18 protein-coding genes and 1 other RNA gene are annotated in these 20955 nt (G+C 41.7%); 10 read left to right on the top strand and 9 right to left on the bottom strand.

Annotated features, from left to right (window positions below; genetic code table 11):
- Nucleotides 1-26 precede the first annotated feature (26 nt).
- A complete protein-coding gene (locus IM797_RS02395; protein WP_194125488.1) occupies nt 27-1751 on the top strand; it encodes a HAMP domain-containing sensor histidine kinase in 1725 nt (574 codons plus the stop codon).
- A 79-nt stretch (nt 1752-1830) separates the two neighbouring features.
- Here IM797_RS02395 and IM797_RS02390 read toward each other — a convergent pair whose 3' ends face one another.
- The 4 genes from IM797_RS02390 to IM797_RS02375 all read right to left on the bottom strand — a co-directional run bounded on the left by IM797_RS02390 (nt 1831) and on the right by IM797_RS02375 (nt 5053).
- Nucleotides 1831-3234 (bottom strand): sigma-54 dependent transcriptional regulator, encoded by a 1404-nt coding sequence (locus tag IM797_RS02390; RefSeq protein ID WP_194125487.1) that lies wholly within the window; start codon nt 3232-3234, stop codon nt 1831-1833.
- 69 nt (nt 3235-3303) lie between these two features.
- Nucleotides 3304-3680: RNase P RNA component class A (gene rnpB / locus IM797_RS02385), an RNA gene on the bottom strand.
- Nucleotides 3681-3728: 48 nt separating this feature from the next.
- Nucleotides 3729-4262, bottom strand: a complete 534-nt coding sequence (locus IM797_RS02380; protein ID WP_194125486.1) for a hypothetical protein — start codon at nt 4260-4262, stop codon at nt 3729-3731.
- Nucleotides 4263-4363: 101 nt separating this feature from the next.
- Nucleotides 4364-5053, bottom strand: a complete 690-nt coding sequence (locus IM797_RS02375) for a Sir2 family NAD-dependent protein deacetylase (protein WP_194125485.1) — start codon at nt 5051-5053, stop codon at nt 4364-4366.
- A 91-nt stretch (nt 5054-5144) separates the two neighbouring features.
- Here IM797_RS02375 and IM797_RS02370 point away from each other — a divergent pair, with 91 nt between their 5' ends.
- A complete protein-coding gene (locus IM797_RS02370; RefSeq protein ID WP_194125484.1) occupies nt 5145-6053 on the top strand; it encodes a serine hydrolase in 909 nt (302 codons plus the stop codon).
- Here IM797_RS02370 and IM797_RS02365 read toward each other — a convergent pair.
- On the bottom strand, nt 6050-7456 hold the full coding sequence (locus tag IM797_RS02365; protein WP_194125483.1) for a S9 family peptidase: 1407 nt from the start codon (nt 7454-7456) through the stop codon (nt 6050-6052). The two genes, IM797_RS02370 and IM797_RS02365, sit on opposite strands and share 4 nt — an antisense overlap.
- A 146-nt stretch (nt 7457-7602) precedes the next feature.
- Between IM797_RS02365 and IM797_RS02360 the strand changes: the two genes are divergently transcribed.
- Together IM797_RS02360 and IM797_RS02355 are read left to right on the top strand one after the other, a co-directional pair.
- Entirely contained in the window at nt 7603-8007 is a 405-nt protein-coding gene (locus IM797_RS02360) for a hypothetical protein (RefSeq protein ID WP_194125482.1), read from the top strand.
- A 16-nt stretch (nt 8008-8023) separates the two neighbouring features.
- Nucleotides 8024-9163 (top strand): sterol desaturase family protein, encoded by a 1140-nt coding sequence (locus IM797_RS02355; RefSeq protein WP_194125481.1) that lies wholly within the window; start codon nt 8024-8026, stop codon nt 9161-9163.
- Here the strand turns inward: IM797_RS02355 and IM797_RS02350 are convergent.
- Both IM797_RS02350 and IM797_RS02345 read right to left on the bottom strand, forming a co-directional pair.
- A complete protein-coding gene (locus IM797_RS02350; RefSeq protein WP_194125480.1) occupies nt 9160-10743 on the bottom strand; it encodes an ATP-binding protein in 1584 nt (527 codons plus the stop codon). The two genes, IM797_RS02355 and IM797_RS02350, sit on opposite strands and share 4 nt — an antisense overlap.
- A 112-nt stretch (nt 10744-10855) precedes the next feature.
- Nucleotides 10856-11056, bottom strand: coding sequence for a hypothetical protein (locus IM797_RS02345; protein ID WP_194125479.1), 201 nt, complete (start codon nt 11054-11056; stop codon nt 10856-10858).
- Between the two features lie 134 nt (nt 11057-11190).
- On the opposite strand from IM797_RS02345, the gene mqnE reads away from it, so the two are divergent.
- The 6 genes from mqnE to IM797_RS28495 all read left to right on the top strand — a co-directional run bounded on the left by mqnE (nt 11191) and on the right by IM797_RS28495 (nt 17073).
- Nucleotides 11191-12384, top strand: coding sequence for an aminofutalosine synthase MqnE (gene mqnE, locus IM797_RS02340; protein ID WP_194125478.1), 1194 nt, complete (start codon nt 11191-11193; stop codon nt 12382-12384).
- Nucleotides 12384-12995 (top strand): histidine phosphatase family protein, encoded by a 612-nt coding sequence (locus IM797_RS02335; protein ID WP_194125477.1) that lies wholly within the window; start codon nt 12384-12386, stop codon nt 12993-12995. The genes mqnE and IM797_RS02335 overlap by 1 nt, the downstream gene beginning before the upstream one ends.
- A gap of 8 nt (nt 12996-13003) precedes the next feature.
- On the top strand, nt 13004-13732 hold the full coding sequence (locus IM797_RS02330) for a menaquinone biosynthetic enzyme MqnA/MqnD family protein (protein ID WP_194125476.1): 729 nt from the start codon (nt 13004-13006) through the stop codon (nt 13730-13732).
- 85 nt (nt 13733-13817) lie between these two features.
- A complete protein-coding gene (gene mutS / locus IM797_RS02325) occupies nt 13818-16427 on the top strand; it encodes a DNA mismatch repair protein MutS (protein WP_228098681.1) in 2610 nt (869 codons plus the stop codon).
- A 1-nt stretch (nt 16428) separates the two neighbouring features.
- Nucleotides 16429-16947, top strand: a complete 519-nt coding sequence (locus IM797_RS02320; RefSeq protein ID WP_194125475.1) for a C40 family peptidase — start codon at nt 16429-16431, stop codon at nt 16945-16947.
- Between the two features lie 3 nt (nt 16948-16950).
- On the top strand, nt 16951-17073 hold the full coding sequence (locus tag IM797_RS28495) for a hypothetical protein (protein WP_255526728.1): 123 nt from the start codon (nt 16951-16953) through the stop codon (nt 17071-17073).
- On the opposite strand, the gene IM797_RS02315 is transcribed toward IM797_RS28495, so the two are convergent.
- Nucleotides 17059-18981, bottom strand: coding sequence for a DUF3857 domain-containing protein (locus tag IM797_RS02315; RefSeq protein ID WP_194125474.1), 1923 nt, complete (start codon nt 18979-18981; stop codon nt 17059-17061). The genes IM797_RS28495 and IM797_RS02315 overlap by 15 nt on opposite strands.
- Nucleotides 18978-20948, bottom strand: coding sequence for a DUF3857 domain-containing protein (locus IM797_RS02310; protein WP_194125473.1), 1971 nt, complete (start codon nt 20946-20948; stop codon nt 18978-18980). Before IM797_RS02310 ends, IM797_RS02315 begins: the two co-directional genes overlap by 4 nt.
- Nucleotides 20949-20955: the final 7 nt, after the last annotated feature.

Genomic DNA, 20955 nt, shown 5'->3' with positions numbered 1-20955 from the left:
GAATTCGATAGCCGTTTTATGTTTTAATGAAAGCTACTTATACTCAATTATTTACCAGAAAAATCCTGCTTGCCTTCATCGCATTGATTATTATTCTGGCGATTGCCGCACTTTTTGTGCGCAATTCAATTTCAAAAAAGCTGGAGCACACCTCAAAAATGGCCAATAGCTTTGAGCGGGATGAACGTAAACCTGAAGAGATTTTATTACTGATCCATCAGGCAGAAGATGATTTTCAGGAAGCTTTACTCAATTCAGATACCACCAAGAGCATGGCCTACAAAGAAAAACTGGCCCTTGCTTTTCAGGATATCGATAACTTACTTAAAGCAAACATGCAAATCGGGTCTGCTGATTTGCCTGATAACGATAAAGTTAAAGCTTTGCATCAACGGAAGCTGGACTTATCTGATAAGTTATATACACTTAAACATAGCTTCGACTCTTTATTAACTTCGTATTCTAATTTTGGACTGGAAAACAGGAAAGAAGTTCCTATAGGCATGCTTAGCACGGAACGGATCAAACGTGCGGTTGTGGCTACTAAAGCGGATACAGTTCGGAAAGAGGTATTGGCAAAAAGAAAAGGGCTGTTTAGTCGGCTAAAAGATGCCATTGCAAACAATCCAAATGTCTCCACATCAAAGGAGATTATAGAGATCAACCACAATCAGACCAATAGCTTAGTGCGCACTAAAACCAATAGGCTTGTAAATCCGGAAAGGGAAAACAAACGGGCTTATCTGAATCAACTCCAGCAGTTACAGCAGCGGAATATCAAATTGCTCAGCATGCAGCGTGAGTTGATTTCTTTGAACTCCCGCATCACCAGCGAGTTGGAATTAATCATCAATGAAGTCAAAGATATAAATTACAGCATTTCAGATCAGTTTAAGACAGTGGCATTTAGAAGTTATCAGGAATCGACAGCCTTGCTGAATAAATTTTACCTGGTAGCCCTGTTTCTGGTGGTCATTTTTGCCGCTTTGCTCATCGTGTTTATTGTTAAGCTGAACAAATCAGAATTGCTGTTGCGGGCAGAAAATAAACGTGCGGTAGTGATTGCACAACAAAAGATGGACTTGTTATCACACATGAGCCATGAAATCCGCAATCCACTGACAGCCATTAAAGGATTTCTTTATATTTTCAGTAAAACTGAGCTGTCTAAAAGACAAGCTGACATGCTTGAGTCTATCCGCTCTTCGTCTGATATGTTATTGAGTACGCTGAACGATACGCTTGACGCAGCGAAAATGGAAAATAGCGAGTTTAAGATCAATTGTGATCCCTATAGTCCTGACCTTGCTTTGAAAGAGGTTGTGGAAAGTATGGAGTTTAGTGCAGCAAAGAAAAAACTCCAGATTGCCTATGAATTTATAGGTAATTCAGATGTAATTTTAATGGGGGATAGTTTCAGGTTAAAACAGATCCTGATTAATCTACTGAGCAATGCCATTAAGTACACACAAGCAGGTAGTATAACCGTACGTGCGACTTTAATTGAAGAAGTAAAAGAGCGTAAAATTCAGGTAGATGTAATTGATACCGGTGCAGGAATCAGTGCAGAGCAGCAAGCAAAGTTGTTCTCTAAATATTACCAGACCAATTCTGCTAAAGGAAATATAGGTACTGGCCTCGGCTTGTACATTTGCAAAAAGTTTGTAGAGTTGCAGGGTGGTAAGATCAGTGTCAAAAGTGTGGCCGGGTCGGGGAGTACCTTTAGCTTTTACATACGTTCCGGAAACTAAATACCGAAATAAATCTACCAGCATAAAAAAGGCTTTATGAATCATAAATTCATAAAGCCTTTTTTATGCTGAAGATATTTTACTCGGTCACTCTTTTCAAGCCGAATTTTTCAATTTTGCTATACAAGTGGCTGCGTTGAATTTCAATGTCATCTGCCGTTTTAGAAACGTTCCAGTTGTTTTTTTCAAGTTTAAATTTGATGAATTCCTTTTCAGCGTGATCTTTATAATCCTGAAAATTACTGAATTTCTCGTAATTGATCCCTCCACCATGATTGGATCCGGAGCCATTGTTGTGGCTTGCAGCACCAATATTTGTTCCGCCACCCGGGTTTGCGAAAGCAATTACGTCATTTTCTGTAATCGTCTTGTCACTGAGAATGATGAGACGTTCAATCATGTTGTGCAATTCGCGGACATTTCCAGTCCATGGTAAACCTTGTAAAGCAGCCATGGCACCTTCACTGATTTTTTTAACAGGCATGCCATAATCCTTACAAATCTCATCAAGAAAGTTTAAGGCAATTTCCGGGATATCTTCCGTACGTTCCGTTAAGTTGGGAACATGAATGTTAATTACATTTAAGCGGTGGTACAAATCCATACGGAAGTTACCATCTTCGATTTCTTTAAGCAGGTCTTTGTTGGTTGCTGCAAGTACTCGGACATTTACTTCCAGTTCTTTCTCACCACCAACCCGGCTGATCTTATGCTCCTGCAAAGCACGGAGTACCTTAGCCTGGGCAGATAAACTCATATCACCGATTTCATCTAAGAACAAAGTTCCGCCATTTGCCAGTTCAAATTTACCAATTCTTTGTTTTACTGCAGAAGTAAATGAACCTTTCTCATGTCCGAAAAGTTCACTTTCAATCAATTCGGATGGAATTGCAGCACAGTTTACTTCGATCAGCGGGCTATCTGCACGTTGCGATTTTTCATGTAGCCACCTGGCTACCAGTTCTTTGCCGCTACCGTTGGCGCCAGTAATTAATACCCTTGCTTCAGTAGGAGCAACGCGTTCAATGGTTTCTTTTATCTTTCCGATGTTCTCAGAACTGCCAAGGATATCCCTGGTTTTGCTCACTTTTCTTTTTAGTACTTTAGTTTCGGTAACCAGGGTTCCTCTGTCTAAAGCATTTCTAACGGTAATGAGCAGTCTGTTTAAATCTGGTGGTTTAGAGATGAAGTCAAATGCGCCTTTTTTACTCGCTTCGATTGCGGTTTCCACGGTACCGTGGCCAGATATCATAATAAAGGGAAGGTCAGGGCTGTAAGCAAGTGCTTGTTCAAGCACCTCCATACCGTCCATTCTGTTCATCTTGATGTCACAAAGTACAAGGTCAAATTTCTTTTTTTTGATGAGTTCTAAGCCATCCAGACCATTGTCGACATCGTCTACTTCATAATTTTCATATTCTAAAATCTCGCGAAGTGTAGTCCGTATCGCTCTTTCATCATCAATTATTAATAGTTTTGCCATAGGGTAAGCTAATCATTTATGTGTTTGGGTCACTAATATAATTCTTTTATCAATAACCTGATAAAATTAAAAAAATGCAAGCCTGTAAGCCGGGTTCTGTTCCTGATAAATCAGGATTCTACCATTAATCTACTATAAATGTTACCATTTATCTCTAACGACCTACCCACTAACATCGGACGAGCAGCCCTACATGCGTTAGCCTATTTGGTCTTTCAACTCCCGGGGTTTACCAGCTTTCCGGTCGCCCGGAAAAATCGTGAGCTCTTACCTCACGTTTTCAACCTTACCTGTGCTTTGCAGCCATCGGCGGTGTGTTTTCTGCGGCACTTTCCATAATTCGGGTGTTCAATCCCAAACCTCTTCCCGTTAGGAAGCGAGATGCTCTGTGTTGCCCGGACTTTCCTCTTTGAGCCGAAGCTCACAGCGATAGAACAGCTTGCATTTTGTGCAAATATAATAAAATCGATTGTTTTAAGGTAAAAGTAAAGGATTTAAAGCCCGAACATGTTGTCGATCAGGTAATGGTGTAACATCTCGATGTTAAAGTCAGTAGCAGCCAGTATGTCCCATGTCATCTTCATTTCTTTTCTAACTACACGGTCTTTAACTTCACGTTCCAGCTCTTCTTCAAAAAACGCTGCATCTTCAGTTTTGCCAAGCAATAATTTTTCGATGTATTTTGCCTTGAATAGCTCCAGGCAATCTACCGGGAAGTTTTCTTTATCAAAGTGCAATAAGGTGTAATCTGTTATGGAGTATAAGGATAACGCAACCGTTTGCACCTGGTGACGGTCATTGTCGGCAATAATCTGATCTAAAAATATGATGAATTTTTTGGATGTAAAACCATCTTCATATTCTTCATCATCCTCAAAACTTTGTTCATAGTTCTGTTTTGCCTTAAACTCCGGATCGCAGAAAAGATAAATGGAGTTGAAAATACTATAGGAAATGGTGTCAGCCCATTCCGGTTCTAAAGTTAAAAACCATTCTCTATAATACAACAATGGATTGGTTAGAGGCATATTGATCACGTTTATTTCATTAAAGCTAATAAATTATTGCTAAAATGCTTGTTAAATGTGACAAATTATATTGATGGCGGACTTTAAAATTGCGATCAGATTTATTTTTCGGACATTAAATTGTCGACCATCAGTGGTACACCTAGGCTTGCAACCTGTTGAATCTGTTGAAATTGCTTTGCATTTCTAAGCTGTGGGATGTCCGGGTCGATTACATAACGGAGGCAATCTTCGGGTACATAATCCACTAGTCCTGCAGCAGGATAAACGGCCAGTTTGGTGCCAATCACGGCAAATACATCAGCCATACCGCAGAGTTTGGCGGCCAGCCCAAGGTTAGGAACCTCTTCTCCAAACCAGACTACATGTGGTCTCAATGGTTTACCATGGGTACATAAATCTGTTGCTTTAATTTCCCAGCCTTCAATCGGGTAAGTTTGATTGGGATCAACGTCGGATTGAGACCTGGTGATGACGCCATGCAGGTGCAGCACATTTTTTGAACCCGCACGTTCATGTAAATCGTCCACATTTTGTGTGATGATCATGACGTCATATTTTTCCTGAAGCCTGGCCAGTGCCAGGTGTCCTTCATTGGGTTTGGCCTCCAGCACCGCCTTTCTGCGTTCATTGTAAAACTGTTGTACCAGTTCTGGATTTCTTTTCCAGGCAGCGTGTGTGGCAACATCTTCAATGTTGTAGCCTTCCCATAAACCGTCACTGTCTCTAAAGGTTTTTAATCCGCTTTCGGCGCTAATGCCGGCTCCCGTTAATACTACAACCCGTTTCATGCTCAATTTCTTAAAAGTAACTGGATAAGAATATGTAAATCTATTTAAAATTAGGAACTTTAACATCTTTTAAACAGTTAGCTTATTGACGATGAATAGAATAATTAAAAAAGTATTGGTGTTTACGGTTTCCATATGGGGATTACCGTTATCCGTATGGGCGCAAAAGCTTAAACCCGATCCGGCTTTGCAACGCGGCATTGCAGAAATTTCCGCCGGCTTTAAAGGGGATGTTGGGATATATGTGTTGAATTTAGAGAACGGAAAAACGGCAGGCATACAGGTTGATAGTGTTTTTCCGACAGCGAGCATCGTTAAAGTGCCGATCCTGGTCGGGCTGTTTAACCAGATTGAAAAAGGAAATTTACAATATCATATGCCACTGATCTACCGGGATTCGTTAAAGTACGGGGGATCTGGTTTAATGCAGTTTTTTAGAGACAGCACCGCTACCGAGGTCAGTGTACTGGCGGCCTTAATGATGTCTTACAGCGACAATACCAGCTCGCTATGGAACCAGCAACTTGCTGGTGGCGGGGAGCAGATCAATCTACTGATGGAGCAATACGGATTGCAGCAAACCCGGGTAAACTCCCGCACCAAAGGCCGGGCAGACATTTGGAAAGTTTACGGTTGGGGGCAAACTACGCCCAGGGAAATGGCAAGCTTACTTGTTAAAATACGCAATGGCGAAATCGTCAGTAAATCTGCCTCGGAAAGGATGTACCGTTTGATGACCAAGGCATATTATGATGAAAATGCACTTTCGCAAATACCCCCATATGTACAGGCTGCAGCAAAAAGTGGTGCCGTAAACGATTCGCGTTCAGAAGTCGTGCTGGTCAATGCGCCCCACGGTGACTATGTATTTTATGTAGGTGCAAAAAACATCAAAGATCAAAGCTGGACCAATGACAACGAGGCTTCGGTGCTCATTCGAAAGATCTCCGCTTTTTTATGGCAATATTTTGAATCGAAAAGTAACTGGAAACAGCCTTAAAGACTATTTATCCAGGTTGTTATTTTTTGCAGTACCGCAGGGTTAATGGTTTCTTCAATTTTTTCGTACTCATCCGGTGCGCCTGTTTTTGCCTTTTGGAACAAATGGTTCAGGCCTTCAAAAGGCACAATTTCGAACTTCTTATTACCTGCTATCTGCAGCGCAGTTTGAATGGCCGATAAGTTGGCTTTGGCTGCGACCTGGCTATCTAAAGTGCCATTTATAGCCAGTACAGGACATTTCACTTTTGTCAAGTATACAGCAGGATCAAAAGAAATGAAATACCTCATCCATGGGCTTTTTAATTGCTTTGAGCCAGTTTTAACCAGTTCATCAATGTTCATTTCTTTAATTTTAAGATCAGGGTCCTTGTTGATCTCCAGTCTGGTCAGACTGTCTATTTTTTGATCATAAGCAGCTTGTGGGAGGTTTTGGTATTTTTTCATAGCTGCAAAGACAAGTGCATTCGCTGCGGCTGATTTTTCCAGGTTTTTTTCTGAAACGCCAGTCAGCTTACCAATATCCTGAGCCTGTTCAAGCATCAGCTGATCTAATGGGATTCCAGGTCCCGCCATGAGCACAATGAATTTAACCGTTTTATTACGGCTGGCTACCATTGGTGCAATCATACCGCCTTCGCTATGTCCGATTAGTCCGACCGACAAGCCCTTTAAATCTGCTCTGGAATGGATGTAGCCGACAGCAGCTTCTGCATCATCCGCAAAATCTGCAGAGGTGGCTGTGTTGAAGTTGCCGGTAGATTTGCCAATACCGCGGTCGTCGTAACGCAATACGGCAATTCCATGGCGTGTCAGCCAATCACTAAGTACCAGAAAAGGGCGATGATTAAGTAAATCTTCGTTTCGGTTCTGCGGACCGGATCCGGTGATAAGCACCACAATTTTTGATGCTTTCTCATCTGTTGGCAGGGTAAGCGTTCCGGCAAGTACATGTCCTCCTTTACTATTGTTAAAGGTCACGTCTTCTTGTTTATAAGGAAAATCCTTTGGGTCTTGAGGGCGTACCGCAAGTTTGGTAACAGCCGTTTTTTCAGCTTTCGAACTCAATACCAGTGGCAATTTTAGTCCGCCTTGCTCAAAAATACCATTGATCTGTTGTTGTTCAGGCAAAAAGGTGGCGGTATATTTCATGCCCATATTTGGGGCTTCAACCAGCAGTTGCTGATCTTTAAATGTGGTTTTACCCATTGGAATACCCATCGCGCTTTGTTGCGGGCTATCCATGGTACTGCTATAGTTGTCGCCTGTTTTGCTGAGGTGAAAAATAAGACTTAGTTTTTTTCCCTGCACGTCTAAGGTGCCGTACCAGGTTCCAAGGGGTTCCTGCGCAAACAGCGCAGTGCTTGCCAGTAAGCAAAGCAGGAGCGTAAAGGGTCTTTTCATCTGTATTTTTTTATGGCTTAAATATCATGAATTAAAAATAAATATCCTGCCTAAATTGTGAAGAGATCCTGATTACAGAAGGAGTGGATCAGATGAAGAGTGGTTTTTAATCTAGTTTTTGTATGTTTACGCTACAAAACATCACTATGAAAAGAAATATTAAATTGGTATTGATCATCCTCAGTATTGGGATTTTTTCCAGTTGTAAAAACGGTTCTTCAGAAGCTAAACTCGATGGAGCCTGGGAATTGAGACATGTAAAGGGCATACAGGTTGCCAACGCAGATCCAAATTTCCCTAAAGGTAATGGGAATATCCTGAAGTTTAATGCCGGAAAACTGGAACATTATGCCGAGGGCAAATTGCTGACCACAGAAGAATATACCCTAAAAGAAGAAAAAAAGAAGATCAATGACACTGAAGCGCAATATACCCTGGTGTTCAAAAACAATAACCCGGAAAAACACATTGCACTTACTGATGGAAAGCTGATCCTGTTTGATGGAGAGATTGCGGCAGATGGAACAGAATCAACTTACGAAAAACTATAAAGCACCTTATCTTTTTATGTCACCAAATAAACGTTTAAAAGTTGGCCAGGGTCAAATTAGCGGCTATATATCTATTTTTTTATCCACTGTTGCCTTACTCGGTATTTTTTGCTTCCGTTACCCTGAGCAATTAACTACACCAGAATTCAGGGAAGTATACACAAAAGAAAGCATGGAAACATTGATGGCCGGCGGTATTGTAGCCGCTTTCTTTTTTGCACTGTTGAGTTTAATTCTCAGTAAAAGGGTAAAATGGGCTTTAATCGGTTCCGGAATTGCCGGATTAGCCATCCTGCTTGGTGCCTTTACTGTGGAGGGAAGGGCTGTCGAAAAAACCAGCTGGCATTTTGGCCTGGACTGGATGTTATTGGATCTATTGCTGATGGTGGCCATATTTATTCCTTTGGAGTTGTTTTTTCCTAAAAATAAATCGCAAACTAAATTTCACGAAGAGTGGCGTACAGATTTGATGTATTTTGTGATCAGCCACCTATTCATCCAGTTCTTTGGTATCGTTACTCAAAAACCCGCTGTATTATTTTTTGGTTGGATAGGTCTGGATAAAGTGCATGAATGGGTACAGAGCTTACCATTCCTGTTGGCCTTATTACTGGCTTTTTTTACTACAGATTTGTTTCAATATTGGGCACATCGTTTATTTCATACCAGGGTGTATTTGTGGCGTTTTCATTCCATTCACCACTCTACAAAAAGTATGGACTGGCTGGCGGGTAGCCGTACCCATTTTATGGACATCTTTTTTACGCGCGCAATGACTTTTATTCCTTTGTATATATTAGGCTTTTCGTCCACCGTATTCAATGTGTACATCATTTTTATTGCCATTCATGCCGTTTTAATTCACGCCAATACCCGCATCAATTTTGGGTTTTTAAAGTACATCCTTACTACTCCGCAGTACCACCATTGGCACCACTGTGAAGATCCGAAATATTATGGGCATAATTTCGCATCTATATTTCCTTTCATTGACATGATGTTTGGGACCTACTATTTGCCAGGAAAGAAATGGCCGGCCGGTACGGGTGTACATGAAGCCCAGTATCCGAAGGGTTTCGTCAGACAATCCATTTATCCTTTTACCAAAAGTCCTTTCGATACCGATTTGAATATGGATGAGCGCAGTGAGCGCTAATTCATTCCGGAGTTTAGTGAAACCGGTAAATTAAAGTAGAAAGTAGAACCAGTACCGCTTTTACTTTCTACCCATATTTTGCCCTGATGACGCTCAATAATTTCTGCGCTTAAGTACAAGCCAATGCCAAACCCTGAAATGTTATGGGTGTTTTTACTTTCTACACGGTAAAAACGTTCAAATAAATGCGGCAGATCATGTTGTTTAATACCCATTCCCTGATCCTTAACCGCTACCTGTATCATTTCGTTTTGTAGTCCGCATTGTACCTCAATGTGTTTTCCTTTGGGTGAATATTTGACCGCATTGCTGAGTAGATTGGTAATTACTGAGCCTATTTTTTCACGATCGGCAAATACAATCAACGGATCGCAGGTCAGGAACGTAATCTCATAACCAGAAATGGCCAGGAGGATATCTTCGATTCGCTCTTTAATTAAGGTGTCAAGGCCGAACTGCTCTTTATCAATATGGATTTTGCCGGTCTCCAAACGTGAAAGGTTGAGGAAACTATTTACCATCGTGCTCATCTTTTTAACCTGCGAAAATGCTTTATCCAGTACGCCTGTTTTCATAGGGTCCTGATCATCCTTCATTTTATTCTTCAGGACCTGGATATAGGCGGTAAGCGAGGTCAGGGGAGTTTTTAATTCATGGCTAACAATGCCGATGAAATCATTTTTGCGCAATTCATCATGTTTCTGCTCTGTAATGTCTATCGCCAGGCCAGAGAAATGTCTGAACACTCCATGTGCATCCGGATACAATTTCCCGAATGAACGCAACCAGCGTACGGTTTGGTCGTCTTTTGCAATTACCGGATATTCTATGTTGAAATCTAAGTTTTCTGCCAGCGTTTTTTCCAGTGCGAGTGCAACTTTCTCGCGGTATCGCTCATCGATACAGGCGATGGCATCATCGGCGCTCATGGGCGCCTCTGTCGTTAAGCCATAAAGTTCTTTCAATCTTCCTGAAGCTTTAAATTCCCGGGTTTTGGTGTCCATTACCCAGGTTCCCGCGTTTGCCGAGGCAATAGAACAACGAAGCATTTCCTCTGCCTTGGCTATTTGATTCATGGCATTTACTTGTGCTGTGGTTTCTGAACAGATCACCAGTACTCCACCTGGTTTACCGGGTTCATCCTCAACCTTGCTATAGCTAAATGTCCAATATACATCTTCCAACCTGTTGTTCCGATAAATGGGGATCAATTGATTTTCACTCCAGGTTGACTCGCCACCGGCCATTACCTGGTCAATCAGCGGTTTTATGACCGGCCAGATTTCAGGCCAGCATGCCACACCTTCCTGGCCAAGTGCTTTAGGATGCTTGCCCTCATTACCCATACTGGGCCTGTAGGCATCGTTATAAAACTGAATCAATTCTGTACCCCACCACAAAAACATGGGGAATTTTGACCGGAGAATAATGCTCACTGTCGTTAACAGGTTGTGCGACCAGGTTTCAGGACTACCCAATACGGAGTCTGCCCAATTGTAATCCCTGATGAGCTGGCCCATTTCGCCCCCGCCTTTTAAATATGCTTCATGTAGTGTACGGCCTGGTTGGTTTTTTAGCATCGGAATTGTATTAAGATTGTTAATCTAAATTCATTTCAAACAAATACAGTACCATATTGCTGCAATTGTTTGCAAAAGCAGGTATGTAACACCTGACCGGCGATAAGGTTCGCTACCCTTCGATGATTTCTTTGATTTTTATGAGTCTGTCGTAGAAACATTCAAACGGTCGCACATTGCCATGTATTTTTAAAACCACCAAATGCGTTTCTATGCATTTAGTCACATCGTTAACCCTGGTGCCTGGATAAAGGTCCAGGGATTGAGGTAAATCTATTCCTGAAAAATAAGCTTCTAACTCTTCAATTGTCATGATGCCCAAAGATAGGTAATTGCCTTGCAATTTCCGGTTGCAAAAGCTCTTTTACATAATGCTGACAGGTAAAATGGCTTAAAAAAGCAGGTATATGTTGATTTTATGCTACTTTTGTTTAATAATACATTTACATGAATACCACTTCAAAACTTGCTTTACTCATTAACGACCCTGCCTTGTCAGCACCGCTCAAAGCAATTGCTCAAAAGGTTCAGAACAGTGAAAGAATTTCATTCGATGAAGGTGTGCACCTTTACCAGCATGGAGAACTTGGCTATCTTGGTGTTTTAGCAAACTACATCAGGGAACAGAAACATGGCGACCGTACTTATTTTAACCGGAACTTCCATATTGAGCCTACAAACGTATGTGTTTACGATTGTAAATTTTGTTCTTACTCGCGCCTGATCAAGCAACGCGAGGAGGGATGGGAGATGAGTGTGGATGGCATGATGGAAGTGCTTAAAAAGTATGATGATGAACCCGTTACTGAGGTGCACATCACTGGTGGTGTCGTGCCCAAACAGAACCTGGATTTCTATAGTGAGTTTTTCAGACGTGCCAAAGCGCACAGACCTGATTTACACATCAAGGCCCTGACTCCGGTAGAGTATTATTACATCTTTAAAAAAGCCAAATTGAGTCATTACGAAGGTATGAAGTATTTAAAAGAGGCCGGATTGGACTCTATGCCAGGTGGCGGTGCAGAAATATTTCATCCGGAGGTGAGGGTGAAAATTGCCCACGATAAATGCAACGCAGAACAGTGGTTGGACATCCATGAACAAGCGCACATTCTGGGGATGAAAACCAATGCAACCATGTTATATGGTCACATTGAGGAGTTTTGGCACCGGGTAGATCATATGGAGCGCCTGCGCCAGCAGCAGGATAAAACTGGCGGCTTCCAGGCTTTCATCCCACTTAAATTCAGAAACCAGAACAACCAGATGGATCATGTGCCAGAGGTTTCGGTGATTGAGGACTTAAGGAATTACGCAATCGCGAGAATTTATATGGACAACTTTGAACACATCAAAGCTTATTGGGCAATGATCAGTCGTCAAACCGCACAGTTGTCATTGAACTTTGGTGTAGATGACATCGACGGGACATTGGACGATACGACAAAAATTTACTCAATGGCAGGTGCCGAAGAACAAACTCCAGGTATGAGTACCCAGGAACTGGTGAATTTAATTAAACAGGTCAACCGCAAACCTATTGAACGGGATACCTTGTACAATGTGGTTACCGATTACACCGATTTTGTTTTTGAAAATGAAGCTAAACCTCAGTATTATAAATTACCCGTAATTAATTGATGACTAAAGAACTATATATCATCAGACATGGTGAGACTGATTTAAATAAACAGGGGATTGTACAGGGTAGAGGGATCAATAGTGATTTGAACGATACCGGCAGGGCACAGGCTGCAGCCTTTTATTTGAAGTATAAAGATGTACCATTTGATAAGGTGTACACCTCTGCGCTTAAACGTACCCATCAAACCGTTAAAGGTTTTATAGATGCCGGTTTGCCCTGGCAGCAATTGTCAGGCTTAGATGAGCTTGCCTGGGGCGTATGGGAAGGTAAAGCCAACAACGAAGCTGCGATAACTGCCTTTAAAGGGATGATGGAGCAATGGGAACAGGGTAATTATGATGCTCATTTTGAAGGTGGCGAAAGCCCGAATGATGTCATCGCCCGTCAAAAACAAGCCCTGGAAGTTATAGAAAATGCTGTTGATGAACAGCGGATATTGATTTGTATGCACGGACGTGCCATGCGCTTGTTTTTATGCCTGCTTACTGGTAAACCGCTGTCCGAGATGACGGAATTCCCCCATTTAAATACAACGCTCTATAAAGTTGAGCAGACTGCTGATCAGTTTGTCATTACTGAATTTAACAATACCGATCATTTAAAATAGAACTCCTGTTGAATAAGATAAAAATTTCTGCCGTTTCCTATACCAATACCAAGCCATTTATCTACGGAATTGAACGCTCAGCAGCAGTGCTGGAGCAAATTCAGTTGAGTTTAGACATACCTACAGATTGTGCTGCAAAACTGATTGACGGACAGGTTGATATCGGTTTAATTCCGGTAGCTGCCATTCCGAACGTACCCAATGCCAATATCGTAGCAGATTACTGTATAGGATCTGTGGGAGCAGTAAATTCAGTCTTTATTTTCAGCTCGGTTCCGGTAGCTCAAATACGTACCGTTAAACTTGACAGTCATTCCAGAACCTCCAATAATCTGGCTAAAGTATTGCTTAAATTCCACTTTAAACGGGAGGTGGTTTTTACCACTGATCAGGATGAGGAAACAGATGCCCTGGTATTGATCGGAGACCGGACCTTCGGTAAAAAAGACGAATATGCCTATGCCTACGACATGGGAGCTGAATGGATGAATTTTACCGGTCTGCCTTTTGTGTATGCTGCCTGGGTAGCAAACAAGGAAATTCCTGCTGATTTTATTGCTGATTTTAATGAAGCCCTGGCTTTTGGCCTTGCTCAGCGCAGCGTATTATTGAAAGAATTGCCTGTTCATCCGCATTTTGACTTGGAAGATTACCTGATGCATAAGCTTGACTTTGAGCTTACTGACAAAAAAAGAGAAGCTTTGGAGCTCTTCTTGTCTTACATTTCAAAATTATAAACCTATTCACATTTTTTAATTTTCAACAAAGCGTAAAGGCTATTACCCAAGGTACTATCTTTACGATTTTGTAAACTGAATCATTTTGGCTAAAGATAATACTAAAGAAACACCGTTAATGCAGCAATACAATACCATTAAGGTAAAGTATCCGGGCGCGTTGTTGTTATTCAGGGTGGGTGACTTCTATGAGACTTTCGGTGAAGATGCTGTAAAAACATCCCAGATCCTGGGTATTGTGCTGACACGTCGTGGAAATGGTCCGGGTGGGCATATTGAACTTGCCGGATTCCCGCACCATTCACTGGACAATTATCTTTCCAAACTGGTACGTGCCGGGCAACGCGTGGCCATTTGCGATCAGCTGGAAGATCCCAAAACCACCAAAACCATTGTTAAACGAGGAGTAACCGAACTGGTTACACCAGGGGTGGCCTATAGCGACAATATTTTAAATCAAAAATCCAACAATTACCTGGCTGCCGTTTATTTCGATAAAACAGGCTTGGGCGTTTCTTTTGTAGATATTTCTACCGGTGAATTCCTTGTAGCGCAGGGAAATGCGGAGTATATTGATAAATTGCTGCAGGGGTTTAAACCCAATGAGGTCGTTTTTCAAAAAAGCCGTCGTAAAGATTTTATAGAACTTTTTGGGGATCGGTTTTATACCTACCACCTGGATGACTGGGCGTTTACAGCCGATTATGCCAATGAAATACTCACCAAGCATTTTGAGGTCAATTCCTTAAAAGGTTTTGGAGTGGAACGTTTACAAATCGGTATCGTTGCCGCTGGTGTGGTATTGCATTACCTGGGCGAAACTGAACACCGCAATTTAAAACACATCACCTCAATCTCCCGTTTGGAGGAGGATAAATACATGTGGCTAGATCGCTTTACCATCCGTAATCTGGAATTGGTAAGTTCTGCAAACGACAATGCCATAACCCTGTTCCAGGTCCTTGATGAAACGAGTACACCCATGGGCGCCCGTTTGTTACACAAATGGATCATCATGCCTTTAAAGGAGTTAAAGCCGATTGAAGAACGTTTGGGGATGGTGGAATACCTGGTGAAACATGATGCCTTGCTGGAAGAGTTTTTAACGCACATCAAGCAGATCGGCGATCTGGAACGATTGATTTCCAAAGTTGGCCTGCAAAAAGTTGGTCCGAGGGAGCTTTGTCAGCTTAAAAAAGCTTTATATCATATTGAGTCTGTTAAAAAACTGGCTGAAGAAGCAAAAAATCCTTTTTTAACCGTGCTTGCCGATCAGTTAAATCCTTGTCTGAGTATCCGCGAAAAGTTGGAGCGTGAACTGCAGCAAGATCCACCAGCCTTGCTGATCAAAGGAAATGTCATTGCTGATGGTGTGGATGAGGAATTGGATCGTCTGCGTAAAATTTCTTTTGGCGGTAAAGATTACCTGGTCGAAATACAAAAGCGAGAAGCCCTGACAACGGGAATTCCCTCACTAAAAGTGGCTTTTAATAATGTTTTTGGCTACTATTTAGAAGTTACACATACGCATAAAGATAAAGTGCCGGCTGACTGGATCAGGAAGCAGACTCTTGTGAGTGCGGAACGTTACATTACACCAGAACTAAAAGAATACGAAGAACAGATCCTGGGCGCTGAAGAGAAAATCCAGCAGATTGAAGTGCGCCTCTATGGTGAGTTGATGTATCAGGTTAGCGCCTACATCAAACAAATACAGCTCAATGCCTTTTTAATTGCACAACTCGATGTCTTGCTTTGTTTTGCTCAACTGGCGGTTAAAAACCACTACGTAAAACCTGCACTGACTAAAAAACGGGTATTGGATATTAAAGGTGGAAGGCACCCCGTGATTGAAAAACGATTGCCTGTAGGAGAAGAATACATCACCAATGATGTGTTTTTAGACAATGACAGTCAGCAGATCATCATCATCACTGGTCCCAATATGTCGGGTAAGTCGGCAATTCTGCGTCAAACCGGATTGATTGTACTCATGGGACAGATGGGTTGTTTTGTACCTGCCAAGGCGGTTACAATTGGCCTTGTCGATAAAATATTTACCCGTGTCGGGGCTTCAGACAACCTGTCTTCCGGAGAAAGTACTTTCATGGTCGAGATGAATGAAACCGCAAGTATTCTGAATAACATTTCGGATAACAGTTTGATCCTGTTAGATGAAATCGGCAGGGGTACCAGTACGTATGACGGGATTTCTATAGCCTGGGCGATTGCAGAGTTTTTGCATACCCATCCGACAGCCAGACCTAAAACACTGTTTGCTACCCATTATCACGAGCTCAATGAGCTGGCGAGTACCATGAACCGCATCAAAAATTTCAATGTTTCCATCAAAGAAGTAGGTAATAAGGTGATTTTTCTGCGCAAACTGGTTCCTGGAGGAAGTGAACATAGTTTTGGTATTCATGTGGCCAAAATGGCTGGTATGCCGCCTAAATTAATCAACAGGGCTAATGAGATTCTAAAAAAGCTGGAAATTGACCGTACGGAAGGGCAGAGCATCAAAGACAGCATTAAGAAAGTACAAAATCAGGCTTACCAATTGCATATGTTTGCTGTGGACGATCCTGTACTGGTGAAAATCAGAGATATGCTCAATAATTTGGATGTCAATGTATTGACCCCGGTTGAAGCTTTGCTTAAACTGGATGAGATACAACGTTTAATCAAGCAATAAAATGAATAGACTGGTTGCATTACTTCAAAGTAGATTTAAATTAAGCCTTGTTTTTGTCCTGGCTATCGTTTGTGCCTCTTGCGGATCAAGAAGGCATACCACAAAATCGCCAACTGTTGCGGCCAGAACTGCAGATGCCATGTCGCACCTGAAGAGCAAGAAATTGTATACATTTATTACCGACTGGACAGGTGTGCAATACCGTTTGGGTGGACTGGATAAAAAAGGAATTGATTGTTCCGGATTTGCACTGCTTTTACAAAAAGACATTTATGGAAATACTTTGCCCCGCCGATCGCGGGATCAGGCTGATGCCATCCGTGAGAAAGATCCAGGGCAGCTCAATGAAGGCGACCTGATCTTCTTTTCATTTGGAGGTGGGGCAGTAGATCATGTCGGGGTTTACCTGAATAACAATTATTTTGTTCACGCTTCCACTACACGTGGGGTGGTGGTTGATGATTTGACGCTACCTGTATACCAGAAATCATTGGTAAAAGCGGGTTCCTTAAAAAATTAAAAGATGGCCAAAACGAAACACGACATTTCATTCTGGACCAAATATAAGAAGTTTGCCACTACAGAAATTCTGATGTATCTGATCATGGTAATTGGTATTGCTATTGGCTTGTTAATCCTTAGTTAGGTCTGTTTTAAATACAAACTTGATCTGGTCCGCCGAGCTTATATCGCTCATGAAAGTTACGAAATCTTTGTATTGCGTTGCCGGGTAGGTACCGCTGTTCAAAACAAATTTCCTTTTGTATAGCAATTTTCCATCCTGTTTTTGAGCTGTAACCTGGTAAGAACCAAAGGCGCTGTTGATCAGAAAGGTTTTTGGACTAATCTGTTGTTCCATGCCCGGGGGAAGTTTGAAACTCAACTCATCTTCATCGGTATACCCCCGGTTGATGTATAACGGTAAAGTTCTAGTCCTGCTTTCGGGTATACTTCTTACCTTATTGAACAGGTTTAGCACCAGGTAAATATGATTGGCACTTTTCGGTGCATAATTTGCTATAGTCAGGTCTAAAGACTCCAGCGTTATTGGTGCATCGCTTTTGTCCTGGCTTAGTTTCAGATTGCTGAAATCAATATTGTCAATATCATATTCTGTTTTCAATTGTTTCAGCTGCTCTTTTAAGGGCTCATTGATGAGGCTGCTGTAATTGTCGTATTGCGAACCACTAAACCGGGTTTCCAGCTTTCCTGAAATATTCCCGTCATCGCTCAGCTCCAATATCGCTTTACGTTTCAACAGATTCATTTCCGGGCTAAGTATTGGAGTTCTCAGCAATTTACCGCCAGCTTCTGTACAAGCCAGCACCACCCGGTCGTCGGTAAAGCTCCCTAAAAAGCCAAATGGTATTTGCTGGTCGGTACATTCCAGCCAGGTGGTGTCATTTTTCAAAGGCAGACATAGGATAATGTGATTACCCTGATCCATACTTGCAAAATCCGGATCCATGTTTTTTTTTAGATTACCGGCGTTCACTACACAATAATAGGAAGGGATGTTTACAGCTTTTAACAAACTTTGCGTGTAGTTAACCAGGGCTTTACAATCGCCATAAGACAAACGCTGTACTTCTGTTGCGGGCATGGGCTGATGGCCACCAATTCCAACCTGGACGCTGATGTATCTGGTTTTCTGTTGTACATAGTCGTATATTTTTCTCGCCTTTTCTTTATCATTGCTGATTCCCAGCACTAAAGTCCTCATTTCCTCCTCAATTTCAGGCGTCAGCACCTGCCTGCTTTTCACAAGGTCAGTATAAATCCATTTACCAAGCTCCTCCCAATTGTTATAACTTCCTTTGTAACCATAATAGTTGAAATTTACCGGTGCAATTTTAACGCAAGTCAGATAGGTCTCCGGATTAGGTGCGTAGGGCTCTGGTTTAAAAGCCAGACAGTTTTTTATCCTCCAGGTCTGGCTTTTAAACTCTTTGCCTTCGCTGATTTCAGGTTGTCCCTGGTAATTGGTTACTTTAACCCTGATGGCATCTCCAGGCTTGCAGCTAAAAGTATAGCTGCTGCTTTCCACAGATTGATCAGGATAAGGAGTCGGGTGCCAGGCCGGAACGAACATATTTTGCTTAAACCTGATTTCATATTCGTAAACCACTGTATAAGGATAGTTAACAGAACTTGGCATAAACCGTTTTACCCGGTCATCTTCAAACAATGAAAAATCACTCACGGCGCTCATATCATCAAAATTACCTTGGTTAAACTTAGACACCAGCTTACCAACAGCATCTAAAACCACACCTTTAACAGATTTGATTACCGTATTCTTATTGTAATAAAGTGCTAAGCCAGCTTTATCTTCTCCGGTTTTATTAAGGACTGTAATCGCCATTTTTACCGCCATTGTAACATTGTCGTTCGAGTGCATCGTCACTGCGGTATTCATTTCCCGGATTACTGTATTTGCCCGGTTTTTCAATTCAGCAGGTATCGAAGCGAAAGGGTAAATCTCCTGGGCTGAAATCTGCTGGGTTTGCAGCATGATAAATGTTGTCAATAAAATTACTATGAACGTTTTCATTTTATTTTTTTTAATACAATGTCCGTTTTTTGCGATTGGATGATCCGGCTATAGAATTCTTTAAGAGTGAGGTATTCATCCGGGCTATAGACCGATTTGTTAAATTGAAGTAGCTGATTGAAAACCAGTGTATGATCGTTCAACTGCGTATTACAAAGGTATCTGCCACCACCGTCAGGAAGCGCTAAGTTGACATCTTTTGGTTGGTCTGCAAGGGTATAGTTATCTGGTAATTTCAATGAAATGGTAACTCTGCTTTCAGTTGATGCACCCAGGTCAACCGGATACGTGCGGTCGTTGAGATTGAATGGGTTTTTTATAGTCCGGTCTATAAAAAATGGATTAAAATATGCAGGATCAGCATCCATGTTTTTAAATGCCATTATTTCAACGTTATATATTTCTCCTAATGCATAATCCAGGCTATCCAAATTATTGATCCTGTGTTGCAATATACTGGTACCATTCATTTGCTCATCCAATTTTTCCACGTAATCTTCTACAGAAGTTGCAGCATGTATTTTTCTCCTTTTGTCGTAAGCGGCATAGCCCTGTGAATAGATGGTCAATTCTCCTTTTATCTTTCCATCTATGCCCAATTCTCCGCCCAATACATAGCGGTTGCTCTGTCGCTGACTAGCCACAATGGTGTACCAATAGGAGGGTTTTTTTACATTGATTACCCGTCCCTGACCATTGATGCAATGTAAAGGCAATAAACCAAAGGGCATCAGCGGATCAGAACCGTCAAGAAGATATACCTGATCACCAATATTCAGTTTGGTAACCACATAATTGAAATCACTGATGATGGGGAAGAGGGTGTTGACTGTTCCATTCGCCCTGGTAGATAAAATCAAGGCCTCTGCATCCAATCCGGCCGCCCCGAGTGCCGCAATTAAGGCCAGGTTAATGTCACCTATATTTCCGGAGTGTATTTCCATTGCCTTCTTAATTCCATTTTCACTATACAGGCCGTAAAATCCATTGAATTTAATATTTCCCTGGATATAATGGTATATTGCTTTTGCCTTGGCCAATGGATCTGTTTCACTTTTTATGATTTCTGGTAATAAAGCCGTAAAAACATCTTTCTTTTTCATTTGCGTACCAAATGATTTATCTGAAATCAATTCGTAATCTACGTCTTTCCATTCCTTCGTAATGCTCCTTTTGCCTCCATTGATCATGACGTAGTCAGAAAGTTCGAAGTTAATTGCTGATTTAAAGTTGCTTGGTGCAGTCATGTAATCTTCTTCGATGAATGCAGGAACATTGTCCATGATGTAAGTCATCTTTGAACAGTCAAATGGCCTGCCGGCTATGCGCAAACAATCTTTATACAACTCGGCATTTTGAGAAGTTAGTTTCTGAACACCCCTTAGCGACACATTGTAATTGTATAATGCCGGAATCACGGCAATGAACTCGCTGTGCATTTTTGGTAGGTCAGATTGGAATTCCCAGGTTCTGAAATTGAAAATACTTGGAGATCTTAAACGATAGCTGTACTCAATAATACTGCCTTCCTTCAGGTTTCCCATTGTAAATTTAGTCAGGGATACGTATTTGTTTTTACGTTCATTGAACAGCTTTTTCCTATCCAGTTCAGTCCTGGTCAATACGCCGTCAATATAATTGATGGTGCTGGCCTGCAAATCACTGATCATATCCTCGTCATCTCCATACTTTCTTAAAGGGATCACGATATTGGCCTGGTTAAAGCCATTTTTGTTGAAAATTTTAATGCGGACGTGGTATTGGAAATCAATGTAGAGTTTTCCCCTGTCGTCATCTACACCAATAGCTGCAGTTCCAAATTCCCTGATGACAACTGCATTTGCATTGCTGTCTATGGCCTTATTTTGAAGGTTGACATCTTTCATACCAACTTTGCCATATTCAAAATCCTGGGCAAAGCTCAATGCCGGCAGGCAGAGTGTGAAGAAGAAAAAAAAGTATTTCATCGCCGAG

The organism is Pedobacter sp. MC2016-24, assembly GCF_015223055.1.
Taxonomy (GTDB): domain Bacteria; phylum Bacteroidota; class Bacteroidia; order Sphingobacteriales; family Sphingobacteriaceae; genus Pedobacter.
Note: the sequence above shows the minus strand (reverse complement) of the source record. Positions and strands in the feature narration are given on the sequence as shown.

What these genes read in the sequence shown, in the direction of transcription:
- IM797_RS02395 (WP_194125488.1), top strand. Translation starts at nt 27, where the DNA reads ATGAAAGCTACTTATACTCAATTATTTACCAGAAAAATCCTGCTTGCC.
- IM797_RS02390 (WP_194125487.1), bottom strand. Translation starts at nt 3,234, where the DNA reads ATGGCAAAACTATTAATAATTGATGATGAAAGAGCGATACGGACTACA.
- IM797_RS02380 (WP_194125486.1), bottom strand. Translation starts at nt 4,262, where the DNA reads ATGCCTCTAACCAATCCATTGTTGTATTATAGAGAATGGTTTTTAACT.
- IM797_RS02375 (WP_194125485.1), bottom strand. Translation starts at nt 5,053, where the DNA reads ATGAAACGGGTTGTAGTATTAACGGGAGCCGGCATTAGCGCCGAAAGC.
- IM797_RS02370 (WP_194125484.1), top strand. Translation starts at nt 5,145, where the DNA reads ATGAATAGAATAATTAAAAAAGTATTGGTGTTTACGGTTTCCATATGG.
- IM797_RS02365 (WP_194125483.1), bottom strand. Translation starts at nt 7,456, where the DNA reads ATGAAAAGACCCTTTACGCTCCTGCTTTGCTTACTGGCAAGCACTGCG.
- IM797_RS02360 (WP_194125482.1), top strand. Translation starts at nt 7,603, where the DNA reads ATGAAAAGAAATATTAAATTGGTATTGATCATCCTCAGTATTGGGATT.
- IM797_RS02355 (WP_194125481.1), top strand. Translation starts at nt 8,024, where the DNA reads ATGTCACCAAATAAACGTTTAAAAGTTGGCCAGGGTCAAATTAGCGGC.
- IM797_RS02350 (WP_194125480.1), bottom strand. Translation starts at nt 10,743, where the DNA reads ATGCTAAAAAACCAACCAGGCCGTACACTACATGAAGCATATTTAAAA.
- IM797_RS02345 (WP_194125479.1), bottom strand. Translation starts at nt 11,056, where the DNA reads ATGACAATTGAAGAGTTAGAAGCTTATTTTTCAGGAATAGATTTACCT.
- mqnE (WP_194125478.1), top strand. Translation starts at nt 11,191, where the DNA reads ATGAATACCACTTCAAAACTTGCTTTACTCATTAACGACCCTGCCTTG.
- IM797_RS02335 (WP_194125477.1), top strand. Translation starts at nt 12,384, where the DNA reads ATGACTAAAGAACTATATATCATCAGACATGGTGAGACTGATTTAAAT.
- IM797_RS02320 (WP_194125475.1), top strand. Translation starts at nt 16,429, where the DNA reads ATGAATAGACTGGTTGCATTACTTCAAAGTAGATTTAAATTAAGCCTT.
- IM797_RS28495 (WP_255526728.1), top strand. Translation starts at nt 16,951, where the DNA reads ATGGCCAAAACGAAACACGACATTTCATTCTGGACCAAATATAAGAAG.
- IM797_RS02315 (WP_194125474.1), bottom strand. Translation starts at nt 18,981, where the DNA reads ATGAAAACGTTCATAGTAATTTTATTGACAACATTTATCATGCTGCAA.
- IM797_RS02310 (WP_194125473.1), bottom strand. Translation starts at nt 20,948, where the DNA reads ATGAAATACTTTTTTTTCTTCTTCACACTCTGCCTGCCGGCATTGAGC.